19 protein-coding genes are annotated in these 22699 nt (G+C 45.9%); 7 read left to right on the forward strand and 12 right to left on the reverse strand.

Going from position 1 to position 22699, the window contains the following annotated elements; translation table 11 throughout:
- Positions 1-6: 6 nt before the first annotated feature.
- Positions 7-2265, reverse strand: a complete 2259-nt coding sequence (locus A9237_RS03420) for a DNA internalization-related competence protein ComEC/Rec2 (RefSeq protein WP_078607675.1) — start codon at positions 2263-2265, stop codon at positions 7-9.
- 8 nt (positions 2266-2273) lie between these two features.
- Between A9237_RS03420 and A9237_RS03425 the strand changes: the two genes are divergently transcribed.
- Positions 2274-2783: a DUF2062 domain-containing protein gene (locus A9237_RS03425; protein ID WP_009707126.1), complete on the forward strand. Its 510-nt coding sequence runs from the start codon at positions 2274-2276 to the stop codon at positions 2781-2783.
- A 169-nt stretch (positions 2784-2952) separates the two neighbouring features.
- On the opposite strand, the gene lolE is transcribed toward A9237_RS03425, so the two are convergent.
- The 3 genes from lolE to lolC are packed head-to-tail and all read right to left on the reverse strand — an operon-like array spanning position 2953 to position 6108.
- Positions 2953-4197 carry a lipoprotein-releasing ABC transporter permease subunit LolE gene (lolE, locus tag A9237_RS03430; RefSeq protein ID WP_078607676.1) on the reverse strand — a complete coding sequence of 415 codons (1245 nt, stop codon included), beginning with the start codon at positions 4195-4197 and terminating at the stop codon, positions 2953-2955.
- Between the two features lie 2 nt (positions 4198-4199).
- A complete protein-coding gene (gene lolD, locus A9237_RS03435; protein ID WP_005437497.1) occupies positions 4200-4907 on the reverse strand; it encodes a lipoprotein-releasing ABC transporter ATP-binding protein LolD in 708 nt (235 codons plus the stop codon).
- The gene (lolC, locus tag A9237_RS03440) at positions 4900-6108 is read right to left on the reverse strand and encodes a lipoprotein-releasing ABC transporter permease subunit LolC (RefSeq protein WP_032802943.1); all 1209 of its coding nucleotides are present in this window, start codon (positions 6106-6108) and stop codon (positions 4900-4902) included. The genes lolD and lolC overlap by 8 nt, the downstream gene beginning before the upstream one ends.
- Before the next feature lie 263 nt (positions 6109-6371).
- Between lolC and A9237_RS03445 the strand changes: the two genes are divergently transcribed.
- The 4 genes from A9237_RS03445 to A9237_RS03460 all read left to right on the forward strand — a co-directional run bounded on the left by A9237_RS03445 (position 6372) and on the right by A9237_RS03460 (position 11811).
- Positions 6372-6941, forward strand: a complete 570-nt coding sequence (locus tag A9237_RS03445; RefSeq protein ID WP_078607677.1) for a PilZ domain-containing protein — start codon at positions 6372-6374, stop codon at positions 6939-6941.
- A gap of 5 nt (positions 6942-6946) precedes the next feature.
- A complete protein-coding gene (mfd, locus tag A9237_RS03450; protein ID WP_078607678.1) occupies positions 6947-10408 on the forward strand; it encodes a transcription-repair coupling factor in 3462 nt (1153 codons plus the stop codon).
- 7 nt (positions 10409-10415) lie between these two features.
- A complete protein-coding gene (locus A9237_RS03455; protein WP_005437502.1) occupies positions 10416-11183 on the forward strand; it encodes a peptidoglycan binding protein CsiV in 768 nt (255 codons plus the stop codon).
- A gap of 79 nt (positions 11184-11262) precedes the next feature.
- A complete protein-coding gene (locus A9237_RS03460; RefSeq protein WP_078607679.1) occupies positions 11263-11811 on the forward strand; it encodes a GNAT family N-acetyltransferase in 549 nt (182 codons plus the stop codon).
- 86 nt (positions 11812-11897) lie between these two features.
- On the opposite strand, the gene A9237_RS03465 is transcribed toward A9237_RS03460, so the two are convergent.
- The 7 genes from A9237_RS03465 to hinT all read right to left on the reverse strand — a co-directional run bounded on the left by A9237_RS03465 (position 11898) and on the right by hinT (position 18140).
- A complete protein-coding gene (locus A9237_RS03465; protein WP_038896278.1) occupies positions 11898-13187 on the reverse strand; it encodes an NAD(P)/FAD-dependent oxidoreductase in 1290 nt (429 codons plus the stop codon).
- Positions 13188-13713: 526 nt separating this feature from the next.
- Positions 13714-14253 carry an alpha/beta hydrolase YcfP gene (gene ycfP, locus A9237_RS03470; protein WP_005437506.1) on the reverse strand — a complete coding sequence of 180 codons (540 nt, stop codon included), beginning with the start codon at positions 14251-14253 and terminating at the stop codon, positions 13714-13716.
- A gap of 75 nt (positions 14254-14328) precedes the next feature.
- Entirely contained in the window at positions 14329-15210 is an 882-nt protein-coding gene (thiK, locus tag A9237_RS03475) for a thiamine kinase (protein ID WP_078607680.1), read from the reverse strand.
- A 42-nt stretch (positions 15211-15252) separates the two neighbouring features.
- Positions 15253-15843: a penicillin-binding protein activator LpoB gene (lpoB, locus tag A9237_RS03480; RefSeq protein WP_005431666.1), complete on the reverse strand. Its 591-nt coding sequence runs from the start codon at positions 15841-15843 to the stop codon at positions 15253-15255.
- A gap of 87 nt (positions 15844-15930) precedes the next feature.
- Positions 15931-16323: a YcfL family putative periplasmic lipoprotein gene (locus tag A9237_RS03485; protein ID WP_005437509.1), complete on the reverse strand. Its 393-nt coding sequence runs from the start codon at positions 16321-16323 to the stop codon at positions 15931-15933.
- Entirely contained in the window at positions 16323-17717 is a 1395-nt protein-coding gene (locus tag A9237_RS03490; RefSeq protein WP_078607681.1) for a COG3014 family protein, read from the reverse strand. The genes A9237_RS03485 and A9237_RS03490 overlap by 1 nt, the downstream gene beginning before the upstream one ends.
- Positions 17718-17789: 72 nt before the next feature.
- Positions 17790-18140 carry a purine nucleoside phosphoramidase gene (hinT, locus tag A9237_RS03495; protein ID WP_005437511.1) on the reverse strand — a complete coding sequence of 117 codons (351 nt, stop codon included), beginning with the start codon at positions 18138-18140 and terminating at the stop codon, positions 17790-17792.
- Positions 18141-18375: 235 nt separating this feature from the next.
- On the opposite strand from hinT, the gene A9237_RS03500 reads away from it, so the two are divergent.
- Together A9237_RS03500 and A9237_RS03505 are read left to right on the forward strand one after the other, a co-directional pair.
- Positions 18376-20367: a methyl-accepting chemotaxis protein gene (locus A9237_RS03500; protein ID WP_078607682.1), complete on the forward strand. Its 1992-nt coding sequence runs from the start codon at positions 18376-18378 to the stop codon at positions 20365-20367.
- 165 nt (positions 20368-20532) lie between these two features.
- Positions 20533-21693 carry a DUF1887 family protein gene (locus A9237_RS03505; RefSeq protein ID WP_005437515.1) on the forward strand — a complete coding sequence of 387 codons (1161 nt, stop codon included), beginning with the start codon at positions 20533-20535 and terminating at the stop codon, positions 21691-21693.
- A 161-nt stretch (positions 21694-21854) separates the two neighbouring features.
- Here the strand turns inward: A9237_RS03505 and udp are convergent, their stop codons facing one another.
- On the reverse strand, positions 21855-22613 hold the full coding sequence (gene udp / locus A9237_RS03510) for a uridine phosphorylase (protein WP_005437517.1): 759 nt from the start codon (positions 22611-22613) through the stop codon (positions 21855-21857).
- Between the last annotated feature and the right edge of the window lie 86 nt (positions 22614-22699).

Raw genomic sequence — 22699 nt, forward strand, 5'->3', positions numbered from 1 at the left:
AGACTCTTATTCTACTCCCTTACGCAGCATCTGCCTATACCAAGGCTCAATTGTCTCGCTACGTTTGGTTTCAAAATGCCAATTGTCTTGATCTATGAACACCGACACTTGACCGCTTGTCCCCGTATCCAACCAGTGTGCGTTTGCCTTCTCATAAGCATGAATAACCTTGTCTGCAGGCATTTCCCATTGATTGGCTTTAGCTAAAGACGCGATTGCAAGTTGGGGAGAAACTGCTTCCACAAACTTAGGGTTGGATGAACTTTTGCTGCCATGATGAGGCACAAGCATCACATCACTCTCTAGCTTGTCGGGTTCACGAACCAGTATCCACTCGCTGATGGCTTCGATGTCCCCCGTTAGAAGCAATTTAAAATCAGATTCTGTATCGACGACTCGAATAACACACGAATGAGGATTGTAAGCACGGTTTACCTGCTTAGGCGGCCACAGCACTTCAAATTTAAGCGCCTGCCAAGTCCATTTCTCTCCTGCAATACATGATCGGTAATCAAAGTAATGCTGACTGCTGAATTTTGTTTTTGGAGAAAAATGTTCCTCTATGTAGTCTCGACCACCAGCATGGTCTGAGTCTGCGTGACTCACAATCAATACATCGACAGAACGAAAGCCTCTGCGATGCAAAACGGGCGAAACAACCTGCTGAGCGATACTGCCCGTGTTCCACGCTTTCCCAGTATCATAAAGAAAAACCTCCCCCTCTTTCTCTATCAAAACGGCCAAGCCATGCCCTACATCCAACACATCGATACGCCAACGTCCAAATTGACGTTCATGAAATAGAGCGACAGAAACAATAGCAAGCAGCAAAATAGCCATCGCCCCTTTGGTTAGAAATCTCGCCCCGATGAAAGCGCAAGTTATCGCAATAACCAGTAGCGTCATCTCAATACTCATGGAATACCAACTGCCTTCAGCGAACTGCAATGACCAACTAAGAGGCCAAAGCATCCAATCTAAACATTGCCATAGCAGAGCAGCGATATAGTCAGACAACGGAGTAGCGATGAGCGCAATAAACATCAAAGGGACAACAATGAAACCAAACCAGGGAATAAAAATGAGGTTATAAACGATGGAGGACAAACTGGTTCCCGAGAAAAACACACCACTGATGGGAACAATCAACATAGTAAGCACTAACTGTACTTTCAGTATTGCTGTTAACTTAGCAATCCAATGGCCTTGAGCCTGTTGTACAACATTAACGGCTAACAATACCGCGACAACAGAAAGGTAAGACAACCAAAAGCTTATATTTAAAGGTGCAAATGGCTCTAAGCAAAGCTGTATTGAAACCGCAAGTAGAAGCACACGCCATGGGCTCCAATAAACCAAGCTAAATTTCAGCAACAAATAAATGGCGCAGACAGAAAACGCACGAGTTGTAGGTAAAGAGAAATTGGCTAACCATGCATAAGCAAGAGCAGTGATCAGTCCAAATAACGGCGGGAGGAAGGCGTAGCTGGGCAGCCCATACCTAACAGCAAAGCCGACACTCATTCCAAACGCAAAAGCCATGCCTATGTGCAAACCCGATATCGAGACCAAATGCAGTAAGCCGCTGTCTCTCAGAGCCCCCCAATCGGATTGAGTAAGCAATGAGCGGTCACTAAAAGCAAGCGCACTGATCAAAGGAAAATGATCAAGCTCTGAGATATGTTCTTTGGTGGTCGCGATGATTTGCTGACGTATAGAAGTTTGTGTGCGAATTACCCACGTCGCATCAGAAATGACTACCGCTCTTGCAACGATACCTTTTCCAGTGGCTTGTTTTTCTGCATCGTACCCAGCTTCATTCTTCAGACCCAAAATGGGTTTCATCGTGACTTGAGTGGTGAATTCACTGTTAACAGTCAGAGGGAATGCGGTTATCAATCGGATTTTTGGTTTAAGAAAAGGTAACAGCTTTTGAGAATTAACCTGATCAATCCGCGCAATTCCTTCATATCCGTGACTTATTTGCGTAAAAGGGCTGTCAACTTTACCATTTATGGTAATATTCACCCCTGCTTGAAACAGGGCTTGTCTTTGATGCTCCATAACATTGCCGTGGATAATGACAACCATAAAGCCCCAAATTGCGCCTATGCTCAATAAGCCGCGTCGTAATTTGATTATCGAGCCAATGGCAATTATTCCCAGCAGCAACCATCGCCAATCTGGCATCGTCGGCCACCACGCAGACGAGATAACGCTTGCTACAAATAACGCCAAGGTCAAACTTTTTTCTAAGAGAGTCATGTCGTCCTATGCCTAGAAAGCTGATTAAACGCTTCATGCCAGATCATGAAATGATCAAACGCCAAAAAGCACTGAAGGTCTTCGGCAACGTTTTATACAACCCGAATCTGTGGTGTTTAAATCGTCGCTCTGCATCTGGTGCTTTTGCTGTTGGTCTGTTTATGGCGTTTGTTCCGCTTCCGAGTCAGATGATCATGGCTGCAGGTCTTGCCATCATGCTTGGCGTAAACTTGCCTCTCTCTGTTGCCCTTGTTTGGATCAGTAACCCAATCACGATGCCAGTGTTGTTCTACTTTGCGTACAAACTTGGCGCACTCGTGATGCATGTCCCCCCACAACCTTTCCACTTTGAGTTGTCGTGGGAATTCATCATGCAACAAATGAACACCATTGGGCCTCCGTTCTTGTTAGGCTGCGCGATTTGTGGTGTCGCTTCGGCAATCATTGGCTACTTCGGTATTCGCGGACTCTGGCGCTATTCAGTAGTGCGAAGCTGGCAAAAACGCAAAATACGATAAGTACTTATTGAAAAAATGGCAGGCTACAACGCGTTGATTGGAAAAGAGTTAACGTTTGAAATGAAAGAAGATGTAGCCTAGGTATGAAAAATACTGAGCCAGTACAGACTTAAAAATAAAGGACCGAAATTCGGTCCTTTATTTTTTTGTGTTTCGTTTATTTGACGTGTTATTTCGAGCTCAAAACCGCAGCGGGATTCAGCTTCGCAGCTCTAGAAGCTGGGTACCAAGTCGCAAGCAAACTCAAAATAATCGCCGTGCTTGATACCAAAACAACATCTGGCCAATGCAGCTGTGATGGCAAGAAGTCGACAAAGTAAATGTCCCCTGACAAGAACTGGTGCCCTATCAAGCTCTCTAAGGCTTTGATGATTGGTGTTAAGTTTAATGCGACAAACACACCGACGATACTGCCAGCAATACTGCCGAATACCCCTGAGAACACACCTTGCCAAACGAAGATGCGCTTAATCAGCCCATCTTTCGCACCCATAGTTCGAAGAATCGCGATTTCTGCGGCGCGGTCTTTTACTGCCATCATCAATGTCGAGACAATATTAAAGCTCGCTACACCAATCACCAACACCATCACCAAGTACATAATCGTGCGGACTAACTGGATATCGCGATATAAAAAGCCAAACTGTTGTTGCCAGCTTTTTAGATACACATACACATCTATCAGATTGCCAACTTCCCTTACAATTGAAGGAGCGTTCAGCACATCATCTGTTTTAAGGGAAATCCCGGTGACACCATCACCCAAGCGCGCATACGCTTGAGCATCCTTCAATGGGACTAGAGCGAGCGAATGATCGATTTGGCCATTTAGTGTTAAAAAGCCTGCGACCTTAACTCGAACACGCTTCGGTGCTTGAACTTTGTTGGTGCTGCCTGTTTGTGGAATCATCAACGTAATGTAGTCACCCACATCGACGCTCAGTTCATTCGCAACACCACGACCCAAAATAACTTGTTTTTGACCCGGATAGAAGTTTTGCCAAGCTTCTGGGTCAATGAATTCAGACATGCTCGAAACCGCCTGTTCAAAAGCAGGGTCGACACCGCGAACCTCTATCGCTTTTAACTTGGTGCCTTTTTCGGCCAAACCCGTAAACCGAACATAAGGCGCTGCCGCGACAACGTGTTCGTGGTTTAGCGCTTGATTCATGGTTTTGGTGTAATTGTGCAGCGGGCCATTCACTCCTTCCAATTCACCGTGCGGAATAACCGACAGCACGCGCGATTGCAACTCACGCTCGAAGCCGTTCATAGCAGAAAGGCCAATGATGATCACTGCGACGCCAACCGCAATACCGATGGTTGAAGAAAGTGAAATGAACGACACCATCTTGTTACGCTTTTTAGCGCGACTAAAACGGCCACCGATCATCAATGCTAAAGATGAAAACAAAATTAGCCCTCCGCAACCGCTGTTTCAGTGATAAAGCGATCCACCAGCAAGCCATCTTGCATATGCATTTGACGGTCCATTTTCGCGGCTAACTCGTTATCATGAGTCACGACTAAAAAGGCAATGTTCGACTCTTGGTTTAACTCACGCATCAAATCATAAATTGCCAGAGCAGTGTTATGGTCGAGGTTACCCGTTGGTTCATCTGCTAATACCAGATCAGGCTTATTAACCAATGCTCTTGCAATAGCAACACGTTGGCGCTCACCACCAGACAGTTCAGATGGACGGTGATCCATACGATGACCTAAACCCACTTTTTCCAGCAATGCTTGTGCGGCTTCTTTCGCTTCAGAGACCTTTGTTCCGCCGATCAACAAAGGCATTGCCACGTTTTCTACCGCAGTGAAGTCAGCCAGCAAATGGTGGAACTGATACACAAAACCAAGGTGCTTATTACGCAATGCCGCTTGCTTATTCGAGCTTAACGCCGACAAGTCCTGCCCTAGAAAATCGACTTCACCTTCGGTCGCATCATCCAATGCGCCAAGAATATGAAGTAACGTACTTTTACCTGAGCCTGAAGAACCAACAATAGAAACCAATTCCCCTTTGTCGATATCAAAACTCACGCCTTTCAGCACTTCAGTATCTAGCGAGCCTTCTCGGTAGACTTTACGAATATCACGACATTCTAATAGCTTATTCATAGCGAAGTGCCTCAGCAGGTTTAACAGAAGATGCTCGGTAAGACGGGTAAACAGTTGCAGCTAGACTCAGAGCAATCGCCAGCACTACCACTAATAAAATTTGGAATGAATCAATCACGATTGGCAGATGGCCACCGAAGCTGAACAAGGCAACGCCTGCGGCTTCCAAAATCGCATTGAGATTGAGCGATAAAGCCACGCCGACAGCACCGCCAACAATCGCACCAATCACACCGCTACTTGCGCCTTGCACCATGAAAATCGCCATCACTTGAGATTGCTTCATCCCTTGGGTTTTGAGAATCGCGACTTCTGATTGCTTCTCCATCACCACCATGATCAGAGCAGAAATGATGTTAAACGCCGCAACGCCAACAATCAGGCCAAGCATCAAGCCCATCATGTTCTTTTCCATTTTTACTGCTTGGAAAAGCTCACCACGTTGCTCACGCCAATCACTCCATTTCCAATCGTCCGGCAATGGTTTATCTGCAAATTCAGTCACCATAAACGGGTCAGAGAAATACACGCGCCAACCCGAGACGGTGTCTTTCGGCAAACGCATCAGCTTTGAAGCATCCGTCATGTTAACGATCATAAGCTGACCGTCGACATCAGAGCCGGTATTAAAAATGCCCGCAACAGTAAAGTTACGTTGGCTTGGAATACGTCCTAGAGGCGTAAATTGAGTGGCATTGGTCACCATCAAACGCACTTTGTCACCCATAGAAACTTTCAGGGAGCGCGCTAAGCTGTGACCAAGAAAAACTTTATACTCACCCGCTTTTAGTGACGATAAGCGGCCAGCAATAAGGTGATTAGAGATAGGATCGCCCAATTTAGGTTCGATACCAATTAGGTAGCCAGCCGTCAGCTGAGCAGAGCTTTGGATCACCGCTTCACCACGAACGATAGGTTCCGGTTTCGCGCTTGTCGACATATCTTGAATAAACTGAGGGGCATTTTCACTGATCGGTGTTTTACCATCATGTTGCGAAACGACCGCATGAGGAAGCACACCTAAAATCCGTTCTTTAAGCTGGGCTTCAAAGCCATTCATAACGGAAAGTACGGTCACTAACGCCATCACACCGATCGTGATACCCGCTGTCGACATATAAGAAACAAATCGACTGAACCTATCTCCGGAGCGTCCCCGAAGATACCTCAAACCGATAAACAGAGAGATAGGATGATACATATAAGGCAAACCAACTGGTTTTTTAATAATGGAGCTATTACTTAGCTAATTAATATTCGTTATCTTACCTTACTCTTACTATGAAGAAGACAAGATAATCGCCAAATTTGTCAACGACATGCAATAAGTCCCTATTTACAACAAAAAGTTCAGCCAGAAAAACAGGTAAACTTGATAACTTAAACTGATTAGCGATAATCATTGCCCTATCCTACTCATTCTTCAATGAAATGAGAGCGCTCGTTGGCAGAAAAGGACAAATTATGACAGAGCAAGAATACTTCACCGTACACCACAATCTGACGATCAACGTCGAAACGTTAGAGACGGGCTTTGCTCTGCCAGATGAAGAGACTTTTGTATCAGAAATCCCAGCGCCTTTCATTGTTGCGAGTGAATTCAGTCATCTCGATATGCTGGCTGATAACGCAAGACTAGAGCTGCAAAGCAAAGAGCTCAAACACGTCATCTATTTGCTGGATACACAGAACTCAAAATTAAACCTGCTACTGAGTTTTATGCTTTCTCAACAAGATGATGTCAAATTACGTTTTCAAACAACTCAATTCGGCGCTAGCCAGTTGAGCTATCGCAGTGATTCAGAAGTAGAAACAGGAAAACTGGTTCGCGTAAAACTCTTCTTAGATCATCCAGCTGCAGCAATTTACTGCTACGCTCAGATAGTAGAATGCGAATCTGCCGAGCAAGGCTATGTGATCACACTTAAGTACAAATTACTTAGGGAAGCTGACCAAGATTTATTAATCAAAGCCGCGCTATACCAACAGCAAAAATTACTCCGTCAGCGCTCACTAGAGCGAGATAACAAATAATTACCATGACAAAAGCAACGATTCTCTCCGTCACGAATCCGTCTGAGCGTGGCGACAAAAAACAGCTTGGCAACCTACCTGGTGCCGCACTGCCAATGGCGATTGCAGAACTGGCTAAACAGCATTCAAGCCACTCTCTGCTTGTGGTTCCCGATCCGCAAATGGCGCTTAAGCTCCAAGCAGAAATAGAGCAGTTTACTGATCAATCGGTCAGTCTATTCCCTGATTGGGAAACACTGCCTTACGATAACTTCTCTCCGCACCAAGAAATCATCTCAGACCGTATTGCACGTTTATACCAGCTACCAAACCAAGCCGGTGGCGTAACGATTGTGCCAGTAAGCACCGTATTACAGCGCCAGTCTCCACGTGACTTCTTGTTGCAACACACCTTGATGGTAAAAACGGGCGATCAGTTCTCGCTAGAGAAGCTTCGCGTTCAACTTGAAAACTCAGGTTATCGCCATGTCGATCAAGTGTTTGGTCCTGGTGAGTACGCGAGCCGTGGTTCGATCCTTGATTTGTTCCCGATGGGCAGTTCGGATCCATACCGTATTGATTTCTTCGATGATGAGATCGACACGATCCGAACGTTTGATCCAGAGAACCAACGTTCTATCGAAGACATTCAGCAAATCCAGTTATTACCTGCTCACGAGTTCCCGACCACAAAAGCAGCCATTGAAGATTTTCGTACTCGTTGGCGCTCTCAGTTCGAAGCGCGACGCGAACCTGAATCGATTTACATGCAAGTCACCAAAGGCACGTGGCCAGCAGGTATCGAGTACTGGCAACCACTGTTCTTCGATCATACAGAAACGTTATTTGACTATTTACCTGAAGATTCGCAACTGATCATCGTCGGTGATATTGAAGCTGCGGTTGATACCTTCTTAAATGACGTTGACTACCGCTATGATCAAAAGAAAATCGATCCACTGCGTCCGCTGTTAGCGCCACACGAATTGTGGCTCAAGAAAGACGAACTCTTTGCCCAGTTTAAACAACTGCCGCAAGCACAGTTAAGCTTAGAGAAAATCGTTAAGCGTGCAGGTCGCCAAAACCTCGCGGTGCAATCTCTTGCGGAACTTGGTGTTCAACAGCAGAACAAAGAGCCACTAGCACGTTTACGTCAATTCAGTGAGCAGTTCGTAGGCAAAATCGTCTTCTCAGTCGAATCAGAAGGCCGCCGTGAAGCACTAACCGAGCTTCTCCAAGGCATCAAAGTTCGCCCTGTCGTACATAGTTCACTCTATCAAGCGCTCGATTCTGACGATCGCTTCAGCTTGATTCTCGGTGCTGCAGAACACGGCTTTATCCATGATGAGCTCAACTTTGCACTGATTTGCGAAAGCGACTTGTTGGGCGATCGCGTTATCCAACGCCGCCGTAAAGACAAAAAAACCGTTAACAGTGACACTGTTATTCGTCACCTAGCGGAGCTTAAACCGGGTCAGCCTGTTGTACACATCGATCACGGTATCGGCCGCTACATTGGCTTGCAAACGCTTGAAGCTGGCGGAATGAAAACAGAGTACGTGACTCTTGAGTATCAAAACGATGCCAAACTTTACGTACCAGTGTCTTCATTAAACTTAATCAGTCGCTATTCGGGTGGCGCTGAAGAGAGCGCGCCGCTGCACAAGCTGGGTGGTGAAGCATGGGCGAAAGCTCGTCGTAAAGCTGCAGAGAAAGTTCGTGATGTTGCCGCTGAGCTTCTGGATGTTTATGCGAAACGAGAATTGAAACCGGGCTACAAGTTTGAGCTAGACCGTGGTCAATACGCGACTTTCAAAGCGACTTTCCCATTTGAAGAGACCGATGACCAATCAATGGCCATCAATGCCGTTCTGTCCGATATGTGCCAAGCAAAAGCCATGGACCGCCTTGTGTGTGGTGATGTGGGCTTTGGTAAAACAGAAGTCGCGATGCGCGCGGCATTTGTTGCTACAGACAATAGCAAACAAGTGGCGGTCTTAGTTCCGACGACCCTACTTGCACAACAGCACTTTGAAAACTTCCGTGACCGATTTGCAAACTTACCAATTCGCGTAGAAGTGCTTTCTCGCTTTAAATCGGCAAAAGAACAGAAAGTGATTCTCCAAGATGTTGCCGATGGAAAAGTCGACATCGTAGTAGGCACTCACAAACTGCTCTCAAGCGACATCAAATTCAAAGACCTTGGTTTATTGATCGTCGATGAAGAGCATCGCTTTGGCGTGCGCCAGAAAGAGAAAGTGAAAGCGATGCGTGCGGATGTCGACATCTTAACGCTTACCGCGACACCAATTCCGCGAACGTTGAACATGGCAATGAGTGGCATGCGCGACTTGTCGATCATCGCAACTCCGCCAGCACGCCGTTTGGCAATCAAAACATTTGTGCGTCAACGTGAAGACTCCGTGGTTCGTGAAGCTGCATTGCGTGAAATCATGCGTGGTGGTCAGGTTTACTTCCTACATAACCAAGTCGAAACCATCGAGAAAACAGCCGAAGATCTGCAGAAGCTCATCCCAGAAGCGCGTGTAACCGTTGCCCATGGCCAGATGCGTGAGCGCGAGCTAGAACGCATCATGAATGACTTCTATCATCAGCGTTTTAACCTTTTAGTGTGTACCACCATCATAGAAACCGGTATCGACGTTCCGACCGCCAACACCATTATCATGGACCGAGCAGATAACCTTGGTCTTGCACAGCTGCACCAATTACGTGGCCGTGTTGGTCGTTCTCATCACCAAGCATACGCTTACTTGTTAACGCCACATCCGAAAGCGATAACAAAAGATGCCATCAAACGTCTTGATGCAATTGCCTCTCTGGAAGATCTAGGCGCAGGCTTCACCCTTGCAACGCACGACCTCGAAATTCGTGGTGCGGGTGAGTTATTAGGTGACGAACAAAGTGGTCAAATTCAATCGGTTGGTTTTACACTGTATATGGAGATGCTTGAACAAGCGGTTGAAGCATTGAAAGAAGGTAAAGAGCCATCGCTGGATGACCTACTTCGCGAGCAAACCGAAATCGAGATGCGTATTCCTGCCCTACTGCCGGATGATTACATCCCGGATGTGAACACGCGTTTATCGATGTACAAACGTATTGCAAGTGTGAGCGACAATGAGGGCTTATCCGAGCTTAAGGTTGAACTGATTGACCGATTTGGTCTGTTACCAGATGCAACGAAGAATCTCCTATCTGTCTCAGAGCTGAAAATTGGGGCAGGAAGTCTCAAAGCGAAGAAGATTGAGGCGCATGACAAGGGCGGATTCATTGAGTTTTACCCTGATGCTGACATAAACCCAGCGTATTTGGTTAAACTCCTGCAATCACAGCCGCAAAAATTTGCAATGGAAGGTCCAACTAAGTTCAAGTTTAGCGTACCATTAACGGACCGACGTAAACGCATTCAGTTTGTTCAAGACTTACTGAATGATTTTAAACAGAATTTATTACCAACGAGCTAATAGTCGAATGAGAATACTGATCCCATTATTGCTTCTTTGTGTCTCAATGCCATCTTGGGCTGCGCGTCAATTTGATATTGAAGTAATTATTTTCAAGCGAGCAGTCGACGCTGAAAGCACCAGTGAATCATGGCCAAATGAACTGCCTAAGATCGAAATGAGCAATGTCGGCAGTTTAGACAGCGAATCTTACCGCCGTTCAAAAGGCGTAACCTTACTACCACGTTCTTCTTTCCGTTTGAACGCCCAAGAATCCGCATTAAATAATCATGCTGGTTTCAAAGTGCTTAAGCACGTGGCATGGCGTCAAGGTGACCGAGGTAAAGCAAGCGCTCCTATTTTCCGCATCGTTGGTGGTCGTGATTTCTCTGGCTCTTACAACGCTGATGGTAGCCCAATCGGTAGTAGCTCTTCGCTAACAAGCGATGGTTACAGCGAAGAGAACGTGAGCGGTCCACTTTATGAGCTCGACGGCAAGCTACAAATTTACGTCCAGCACTACTTGTTCGCTGAAACGACCATGGATTTACGTGAACCGAGCGTTCGTGAAATCCACATCGAATCACAGCCATCAGATCAGCTAACAAATGAGTTGGGTGAAGTAGACGGTAATGTACAAGTCGGTAACTTGGCAGAAGTGTCGCCAACAGTGACCGAAGAGAAATTCTTGAAGAGCTTCCGAATGGATCAAAAGCGTCGTATGCGCAGTAGTGAAACGCACTACTTAGACAACCCACTGATGGGGATGATCATTCAAGTTCGTCGCGTTCAATAAGTCACGAATTAAACAGAAAAGCGCAGCACTGGCTGCGCTTTGTTTTATCTAGAATCTCACATGGAAGTTGTATCGATTCATGGCACCAGATTTTGAAATCATAACACCACGCTTAGCGCTCAAACTGATTCCATCAGAGCAAGCACACTCATTGCAACGTTTAGTTGTTGAATCCCCTTCCCTACACCAATGGTTAGATTGGTGTAACGAGGACGTCTCTCTAAAAGATGCTCAAGATTTTCTATTGGCAACCCGCTTAAACTGGGTAAAAACTGAAGCTTTCGGCTTTGGGGTTTATGAACGAGAACACAACAACCTTGTTGGAATGGCAGCCGTGAATGAGCTATACCACACCTTCAACATGGCGAGCATTGGTTATTGGATTGCTGATCGCTATCAGCGCAATGGTTATGCTCACGAGGCAATTAGAGCACTGGCAGAGTTCTGCTTTGCAAAACTGAATTTAACGCGTGTAGAGATCGTCTGCGATTTAGACAACACAGCAAGTCAGGCGTTAATTGAGTCGGTCGGAGCCCAAAAAGAGACCATTGCGAGAAATCGCTTTATCTTTCACGGAAAGCCAAAAGACGGCGTAGTGTATTCGCTGCTTCCTAGCGACTTAGAATAGAAAAAGCCACCGACATGCGGTGGCTTTTGTTTTATTTATCATTGGGTTCTTTCATCGAACACTCGACACAGAACTCAATCTTCAAATTAGTGCAGCTTCAAGTTTGGACGTAGTACGCGGTTGATACGGCCAACCAGCATCATCAGGCCAGTCTTAATCACACCGTGCAGCGCCATTTGGTGCATGCGGTATAGCGAGATGTAAACCACGCGAGCAATACGACCTTCAACCATCATGGAGCCTTTAGTTAGGTTACCCATCAAGCTACCTACTGTAGAGAAGCGGCTTAGAGAAACCAAAGAACCGTGGTCTTTGTATTCGTACTCTTTTAGCTCACGGCCGTTAAGCTTAGCAACGATGTTAGTGAACGCTTGGCTCGCCATTTGGTGCGCAGCTTGAGCACGTGGCGGTACAAATGAACCATCTGGTTGAGTACATTGAGCCAAATCACCGATAACAAAGATGTCGTCGTCACGAGTGGTTTGTAGCGTGTTTTTCACAACAAGCTGGTTGATACGGTTCGTTTCCAGACCTGCGATGTCTTTGATGAAATCTGGAGCCTTGATGCCCGCTGCCCATACCATGATTTGAGCTGGGATCTTCTCGCCGTCTTTCGTTGTCAGACCATCTTTATCTGCTTGTGTCACCATCGTCGCTGTGCGTACGTTTACACCTAGCTTAACCAACTCTTGGTGTGCCGCAGAAGAGATACGTGGTGGAAGTGCAGGAAGAATACGCTCACCCGCTTCAACAAGGTTTACGTTTAGCTTGCTAGAATCTAGGTCGCCAAAACCGTATGTACGTAACTCTTTCACCGCGTTGTGAAGCTCAGCAGATAGCTCAACACCCGTTGCACCCGCACCAACAATCGCGATATCGACTGTGCCGTTACCGTTTTTCGCGTGTAGCTTTAGGAACTCGTTGTTCATTTCACTACGGAAACGGTGTGCCTGTTCTGGGCTATCTAGGAAGATACAGTTTTCACGAACACCAGGAGTGTTGAAGTCGTTAGATGTAGAACCAATTGCCATCACTAGAATGTCGTATTCTAGTTCGCGGCTTGGCATAAGAAGTTCGCCGTGATCGTCTTTAAGCTCACTAAGAATGATCACTTTACGCTCACGGTCGATGTCTTGAAGGCTGCCCATTTGGAAGTCAAAGCTGTGGTTTTTCGCATGAGCACGGTAGCTCAGTGCATCCACACCTTCATCCAATGAACCTGTTGCCACTTCGTGCAATAGCGGTTTCCACAAGTGGCTCGCTTTACGGTCTACCAGTGTAATTTGCGCACGGTTCTTACGACCCAGAGTGCGGCCCAGTTTGGTTGCCAACTCAAGGCCACCAGCACCGCCGCCTACAACGATAATGCGTGTCACAATGTTATCCTCTACAAAAATGAATATATGGGTTCAGCTCGATGCTGACTCACAGTAATCTGCGGTCATACATCCAACCGATGAATTCTTTGGTCTCTAGAGGTGAGCTCACTTTTGGATAAACACCGATACCATCTTATTTTTTGCTTGTTCTTATTAGCTTATTGATGTGCATCGGTTTCTTGATCTGAAATACACGATCTCAGACAAAAAATGAGCAAGTTTCTTACTCGCTCTCAATTTTTTTTGATATTTATCAAATTATTTTTACTGAGTTCATTATATAGGGCAATCTTTTGATGGCAACAAAAATCCTTACTCGAGATACGGATTGGCTAATTTTCGTCTGTTTGACGGTAACGTTTTCGTGCCACAAAAGGTTAAATCGATAAATCAAGCCGATAAATCGATACAAAATGTAAAATTTTGCGGAATCAGTGCCGCTCGTTTGAGCACTAGTAGAAACAAAAACAGCACTTCGAAAAGTGCTGTTTAAACAAAATAAGTTTGTTCGCGCTAAGACAAGTTAGGCGCTTTTGAATGCCTTCATCGCTTGAAGATGATGAGAAATTTTCTTGAACTTATGAGTTTGGGTTTCATCCCAAATGATTTCGTAGTGTTTATCCAGTTCTGCTGCGGTTTTTGAGTTGTCGTGGATTTCATCTTCTTTCGACAAAATCACCAAACAGCGCTCTTTGTTTTTCGCACGGAATTGCTCCACACATTTGGTCGCAATATCTTCGTACTCTTCTGGACGGTCAATACGCCCTGCCATCGTCTTCTCTGGATGCAAGTTCGGGTTGAACATCACTTGCTTAATGCCGCAAAGAAAACCGATTCGCTCTGACCAGTATGCGCCAAGGCCAACACCACAAATCAGTGGGTTTGGATCGTCCGCTTGGTCAATGACCTTAGACACTTCTTTCAATAAGTGCTGCATGTCATGCTTAGGATGAAGTGTGCTGTAGTTGATGAAACGAACGTCATCATCGATGAATTGCAATTGAAGAACTTTTTCGTGGTTACCCGGGCTTGTACTATCAAAGCCGTGCAAGTAAATAATCATGTGTACCTCTCCCTGTGACTTGCTGGTACTTCACTTTAAACTACCACTATTTCTTTATGGTTAAAGAGGAAAAAGTCATGAGTTATCAAAACAGTGATCTTCCATACATAATAAGTCTTTAAACTCATGAGCACTGTCTAAGTATTGTTCATCATCCCACAATTTGTAGGCCAATAAATACCAAAGCATCGCCATCATTCGAGTTCTTGGCATCCACGCTCTCACGCCTTCCAACCATAAAGCGACGTCTTCAATGCCACGAATCCGACAATATTGTTCTACACCCCGTTCAATAGGCACATCGGCGAGTTGCAGAATCAGCGTCAAGTCGAGTCTTGGGTCAGCTAAACCAGCGTACTCCCAATCGATCACTTTCACGCCCTCTTCGCCACGAACTAAGTTGTAACACCCAAGATCAAAATGACACAGCGCTGCAGGAACTTGCGCCACGCTTGGCTCAGAACGCCACTTTTGATAAAGCGCTTCGTACTCAGTGCCGACGTACTTGCCAGCCAGTTCCAACCAATAATGATCGATGCGCGAAAGATACGAGAACGGAACTAAAGGAACCGCCGTTGCAGGATATTCATGAACCCTAGCAGCAATCGGTAATAGCTCTTCAATATCAATACCTGGCTTCGTCAGCGTTTCACCCGGCACCCACTCCACTAACAAACCTTGCTCATGTACAAAGACGGGCTTTGGACCTAGGTTGAGAGGGGTAATCGCATTGAGTACTTGATATTCGTTGTGACGAGAAATAGCAAAGGCTTTGCACACGTTACTGGTCGGTCGCCAGACGTAAGCAAGACCTTCTGAGGATTCCAACCGCCAGCAGCGATTGGTAAGCCCACCAGTGACGGTTTGAACCTTCACCGGCGGTGATGCAAAGAAGCCATCAAGCGCATTTAAACTCGGGTCTAATTGTTTCGCTTGTTGCCAAGAAAACCACGCCATGAATGACTTCTCCACTTAGGTCATAAGACCAAACCGAATCAATTAAAGACCAAATAGGCTCTTAGATTGTTCTTTACGGATTTCCGTTTCATCCGCCCATTCGATCAGACCCGTTTCTAGGTCCATTAGGCGCATAGTCATTTTGTAGTAAACGTCTTTGTCACTACCTGCGTTTTTCACGATGCTAGAAAGGTTACCGTAAAGCATATATTGCGCACCGACCATTTTACCGAATTGGATTGCCGTGCTTTGGTTTACTAGCTCATCAGTGTTTTGGAAGTTAAGTTGCTCACGAACAGACTCAACACGATCCATGTCTACGAAACGGAACTTACCAGAGTTCAGCATCTTAGTAGAAATAGTGTCAGTGATAGACTCCGTATCGATGTGTTCGCTTGTCTTGTTCTTGATGCGCTCAACAAACACGATAGGACGTTGGTCACGAGTAATTGCTGCCACTGAACCTGACATCATCATGCTGTCTACCATTTCGCCAGCAATTTTTTGTAGATCCGTCGAGCCGAAGTCGATCGTTGTGGTTTCTGTCGCTTGCGCATCACCGTAAGAGACTTTGTTTGAACAACCACCCAGAATGACGGCAAGACCTAAAAGAGCAATAATACTTTTTTTCATGAGAGTTCCTTAGTTTGTGTTTCATCCCAAGGCGTCTCCACCTTGGCAAAGCAGCATAGCCGCCGAAATTGTGTTACTCGAAACGAGTTAGTTATCTTGAGCTTCGCGAATTTGTACGCGGAATTGAGTCCCGTTAGGATTCACCGTCACTTCAGACAAAGTCACTTGTTCAAATCCACGCACGATCATTTTGCGCCATGGACCCGGTTTGGTGTTCACCTCAAGGCCAGTGTTGTCGTACCAGTAAAAGCGGTAAAGGATCTCTTGGTCACCTTTATAGTTACTGCTCAACTGCACAACGCCACGCGGACGGTCATCCACATAAGTCGTGGTAATGTTGTCCACCAACAGGCGACTACCCATGACGTTATCGTGGAAGAAAACCTTTTGGGTTTGGCCATCGATTCGGATACCAGCGGTGTTGTCAGCACAACCCGCTAAACCAATGATCACTGCCAAGCCAATAAGCCATGCTCTCATTACAACCTCCCTAGTTGTTTATGCCAAACTGTGGAATGCGATCCCTGACGAGATACCCAAACCAACGTTGTTTGCTGTGCTGGCACTTCGAATTGATACACCTGATCGCCAACGTTTAAGCTTTGCTGCCCCGATTTCACGACTTTCGAAGCCGTTTTCACCGTACCTGGTAGTGTCTGCCAACTTCTGGTATCAGGTTGTTCGGTTAATGTATTCCACACATTGAAAAGAATGTTGCCGACATCATCGCCTTTTGCCGCTTCTTTTCGGATTCTGTCTTTTGCCCAAACACGAATCGCTTGGCGAATCACAATCGTGGTCAAACGTTCGTGCAAATCGTTTTGCGCCATCGCGTTCACATCGGCCAATGTGCTTGAAGGTAGCTTGTTGCCATTTAGCGCAACATCTCCAAAACGTTGTGTTCCACGTTTCGGGTAGTAAGGCAGCGCAAGCGAATAAATCGCACCGTCGCCTCGGCTGTCATAAATCGGCAAATCAATGCGCCAACCTTGCAGCGCTTCCACCACGCCTTGCTCGTCTATCACGATCACGCGCCCTTGTGACTTACTCAGTCCTGAAGGCGCTTTGCCGTAACGTTTTTCCAGCATACGAAGATCTTGACGCATACCGAGTTTTTTCGCGGCATACATTGTACTTTCAATCACTTGCTTGTTATCTGGCATCACAGCGAGCGCGCGACGATAGTCTACATACGCACTGTTCAAATCTCGTGACGCTTCATAAAGCAAACCAGAAAGGTAGAACAAGTAACCGTTTTGCACTGAGCTAAGCTTCTTGCCTGCGTCTGGGTAGTTGGCTAACACGCTACCTAGGTTCGCTGACATGCCTTGCTTCTTAAGATCCTTCTCTGCCTGCTTTAGTTCCTTCTCACGTGCTTTCTTTGCCGCTTCTTGCACTTGGTTTGCACGACGCATTTCAACCAGTGCCCCTTCAAGGTCATTCTTTTGTAGGTAGTTCAGACCGAGGTACAAATGCAAAAAGCCGAGTTCATAGTCGGCAGGTTGGTATTCGTTTAGGTTGTCGTTAACGGCAAGAGAACCAACACTGGTCGCCGTTTCCGTTACAGAAATGGTTGCGCGATCTTGTTGTTTACGCACTGCACGATCGCTGTCCTCAAGTGAACTCAGGCTTTTGGGGTAGTCTTGGGCAAGAAACGAGATTCGACCTTGCTCAAAGTTGCCAAGTATATCGCCACCAACATCACTCGATTGCAGTTGCTCAGCTTTGGCATATTCACCCGCAACCACCGCCTGATAGACTTGTTTATTTTGGTCGCTGTAATGACTGAAGAGATTGCCAGCGGACAAGTTTGCACATCCTGTAGCAAGCAGGACCCAGCTCATTAATCCGAATAGCTTCACACCATGTTTCACATTTATCTCCACAAATGTGTTGTTCGTCAGGAATAAAGAAGTGGATGAATCGCTTCACCCACTTCTAATAGATTAGCTCAATACCATAGGACCTAAAGGACGACCGCCCACTAGGTGCATATGAATATGATAGACTTCCTGACCGCCATGTGAGTTACAGTTTACGATCAAACGGTAACCGTCTTCTGCAATGCCTTCTTCTTTAGCAAGCTTCTTCGCTACCGTGAACATACGTCCCATCATCGCTTCGTCTTCCGCTTCCACGTCATTTACTGTCGGGATCAGCTTATTTGGAATGATAAGGATATGGCTTGGCGCACGCGGATTGATGTCACGAAATGCCGTTACTAAGTCATCTTGGTAAAGGACATCTGCTGGGATTTCTTTGCGAATAATTTTGCTAAAGATGGTTTCTTCCGCCATGGGTACTCCATTTTATAAGGTGTGTAACCTATTTAGTATGCGCTAAGCCAAAAGCGAGCTCAATAAAAAACAGTGTTCACTTAACATTATCAATATAAGTCGTGACGTTGAAGCTTTTTTTGTCGTGTGCGTCATAAAACGTGCGTCGCAAACTCAATACAATCCAGTGAATTTTGTTACTTTTTTAAGACAATTCTTATTTATATTGTCTATTTTTGGGAGAGGAAGCTCACTTATGCGAGGTTCAGTTATTAAACGGATGTATGCAGGCTTCGCACTGATCATCGTCCTGTTTGCTGTCACGATTGCCATTATGATGGGGGGCATGAATGATATTCACGGTAAGTTTGAGACGGTATCTAAGTCTTCATTACCACTTGTTTCATTATCTAACCAAACCAGTGTTGAACTGCTTTCTGCAGACAAATCTTTTAAAGACTTCCTGACCACAGAGAATAAACAACGCATGGACGAGATGCGTCAGGAATTTGCCAAATCTCAACAAACCTTTGAAGCGACCTTGATCCAACTTGAAGTCGCGAGCCAAATCTACCCTTCTCTTGCCGAACCTTTTTCTCAGCTTAAAGAACTTGAGCAGAGCTATTTTACTGAAGCAAAAGAAGCCATGGATAACTACGAAGCCATGTTCGCTGCGCAAGAAGAAGTGCAAAAGTCTTCTCGTCGCTTCCAACAACTCAACACTGAGCTTTCTGTTGGCCTGAAAGAGTACGTGGCTGACCAAAGCAGTATCTCTGTAAAAGTGATGGCAAAGAGCTACTTCATCAAATTGAAAGATGCTGAAGTCATTACGTCCGACGCCTTAGCAAGCTCGAACCCTGAGTTTGTAACTGAAGCCGTAGCGAAAAACCGCAAGGCAGTCACACACCTCAACTACGCATTCCGTGGTTTGGTAACTCAACTTCCTGAACTTCAAAAAGCTTTTGGTGAATCAGTAGAACAATTCACACGTGACGTCGGTATGCGTGGCGGTGTGTTAGACCAACACAACAACTACCTTTCGGCTCGTGCGGCGCTTTACAACAACATTGCGAACCTTGCTACCAAAGTTGACTCAAGCATGTCGATTCTTGAGCAATTCACAACAACCGCAACAGACAAACTAAACGAATCTTTAGCTGATGCAGGAGACATTTACTCAGCAGGCGTGACGAAAGCGATTGTGATTGCAGTGATTGTTGTTCTGTTTGCAACTGCCATCGGTTACCACATCGCACAAAGTGTCCGTGAACCACTAACACGCATCTTGAAAGTGTTAGAAAGCCTGACAGAAGGCGACATGACACAGCGTATTGAAAACCGTCACAACAACGAATTTAGCCGCGTAAGTGGACACATCAATACCCTTGCGGACAGTTTGCACAACATTCTTGTGAAGCTTAACGACGCTTCAGAAAACCTTGCTTCGACCGCTTCAACGAATGAGCAAACCTCTTCTCAAGCGCAAGGTCAATTGAACTCACAGCGTGAGCAAACCGCAAATGTGGCGACTGCGATGACAGAGATGTCTCACTCGGTTCAAGAAGTCGCACAAAGTGCACAAGGCTCGCTAGAAATGGTTCAGCGTGTAGAAACCGCTTCTGACCAAGGTCGCAACGTTATGAACAGTAACATCTCGACCATTAACCAGTTGGAAACGCGTTTGAATGAGTCTGTGTCTGCCGTCTCTGAGCTACAAAGAATGAGCGGCCAAATTGGTTCAATTCTCGACGTGATTCGTAACATCGCTGAACAAACGAACTTGTTGGCACTCAACGCTGCCATCGAAGCCGCTCGTGCGGGAGAACAAGGTCGCGGGTTTGCGGTTGTAGCGGATGAAGTTCGCGTGCTGGCCTCCAAGACCACACAATCGACAACTGAGATTGAAGCAATGATCAGTAACCTTCAATCGAGTTCGCAATCTGCTAGCCAAGTTATTCAGAGCTGTATGAGTGATATGGAAATGTCCGTTGAGCAAGCTTCAAAAGCGAATAGCTCTATGGAAGAAATCCAAGCGCTTATTATCGAAATCAGCCAGATGAGTACCCACATATCTCAAGCGGCAGCAGAGCAGAGCGAGACTTCAGCGGATATCGCGCGCAGCATTGAAGACATCAATAGCATTGCCGATCAAAGCTACCACGCGATGTCGAGTATTGCTCAAACTAGCGAATCTTTGACGCAATTAGCGCATCAGCAAAACGAACTGGTTCATCGATTTAAGCTATAAAATCCGCCGCCAAATTTAACGGATTTATTGCAACCAACTGTATAAGGGTGACTTTTTATTGAAGTCGCCCTTGTTTTTTATGAGCTGTGTCTACATATGGTTTATATGGCTTGCTCATCCCTTTTCTTTTCTCTTTTCGAGCAAGCCAAATAAGAAGGAAAACCTATGGCTGTTCATGTTGGTATTATCGACCAAGATCCAGTGAGATTAGTCACTCCTCTTTTGGATAATCGCACTGTAAGTACACATATCGTCTTCATCGGCGACAAGAGCCAATCCGATATGTACGAGCGACTGAGCGCAGTATTAGAGCAGCGAGAAATTACGTCTGAATTCTTTGAAATTCCTTCTGCAGTAAACACTTCTCTGATCAAACAATCTGTCCACAAATTGGCAAAAGACCTCCACGACAGAGGTGAAGAAGTTAAACTCAATGCAAGTTGTGGCCTACGTCACCGCCTGCTTTCCGTGTACGAAGTCTTCCGTACTTACCGTTGGCCTATCTTCGTAGTAGAACCGAACAGCGACAAACTGTGCTGGCTTTACCCAGATGGCAAAGAAGATACACAAGTAGAAGACCACATTACCATCTCTGATTACCTCACTATTTTCGGCGCACGCGGTGAGTTCCACCACGTAGACCTTCCTCCTCAACTTGACCAAAAGCTTTACGAATTGGGCGAACGCTGGGCATCTAACGCACTTGAGCTTGGCCCTGGTCTTGCGACACTAAACTACCTTGCAACCACTTGTCGTAAAGAGCAGAAGCTGGATGTTGAGCTTTCTGAGAAACAACAAGGCTACCGCGAACTGAACATGCTGCTGACCGATTTGGTCGAGGCACAAATCGCGACATACGAAAATGGCGTGCTGACGTTTGCAGATGAAGACGCTCGTCGTTTCTCTAACGGTGAATGGTTAGAAACGCTAGTGCACAGCACTGTGAAGCAGATTCAAGACACCATGCCGACGATCCAAGACCGTTCCTTGAACGTGCAGGTTTATCGCAAACTCGGTGAAAGCGAAGTTCGCAATGAACTTGATGTCGCAACAGTGGTGAACAACAAACTTCACATCATCGAATGTAAGACCAAAGGCATGCGCGATGATGGCGATGACACCTTGTACAAGCTTGAATCTTTGCGTGATCTGTTAGGTGGCCTACAAGCTCGTGCCATGCTGGTCAGCTTCCGTCCACTGCGTCATAACGACATCACACGTGCTGAAGACTTAGGTTTAGCACTTATTGGCCCAGACGAGCTGAAAGATCTCAAAACTCACCTAAGCGCTTGGTTTGAAGCCGCTGGTGGTTCTGACGAAATCTAATCGTCGATATCGTTCAAAAATCAAAAAAAAGCAGCCTCGAGCTGCTTTTTTATTGCGTCAGATTTGTTGTTTTAATACTCAGACAAAACTGCCAGATAGAAAAAACCAGAGGCGAACCTCTGGTTTTTCCCGTTTGTTTAAATGCCAACTAAATGTTGTGCTTAAAGCATCTTACGCGCTGCTTCTACTACAACTTTAATTGAGCGAGCTTCCGTTTCTTTCAGCGTTGAATGATCTGGAATCTCTTTTTGTGTACGGTTGATGATTACACCCGCCACACAACCTGCTTTCAGGCCAGAGCTTGCACACATGGTTAGCAGTGTTGCTGACTCCATTTCGAAGTTCAGAACGCCCATGTCTTGCCACTCTTGCATAGAACCTTGGAAACGCTTAACAACACGACCAGAGAATGTGTCGTAACGCTCTTGACCTGGGTAGAAAGTGTCACTTGAAGCAGTCACACCCATATGAACAGTTGCACCAGACTCTTCAACAGCTGCTTTCATTGCTGTTGCGATTTCGAAGTCTGCTACTGCTGGGAACTCCATTGGAGCAAAGTGTAGGCTCGCGCCGTCTAGACGAACAGAACCTGTAGTAACGATCATGTCACCTACGTTTACGTGTGGCTGGATTGCGCCAGTAGTACCAACACGTAGGAAAGTGCGAACGCCAAGCTGCGCTAGTTCTTCTACTGCGATAGATGTAGATGGACCGCCGATACCTGTAGAACAAACCACAACAGGTTTACCGTCTAGCTCTGCACGGTATAGCGTGTATTCACGGTGACTTGCTAGAAATACTGGGTTTTCCATTTCTTCTGCGATTTTTTGTACGCGCGCTGGATCGCCTGGAATGATTGCTAGAGTAGCACCATTAAGATCCGCTTCAGTAACACCTAAATGGAATACAGCTTGAGACATAAGTCGCTCCTTGTTGTGGCTTATTTTGTAAACAATAAGCTCATTAATAAGTTGTTGGGTACAGATGCACTGTAGCGAACCTTTCA

It is taken from the genome of Vibrio owensii (assembly GCF_002021755.1).
Lineage (GTDB): Bacteria > Pseudomonadota > Gammaproteobacteria > Enterobacterales > Vibrionaceae > Vibrio > Vibrio owensii.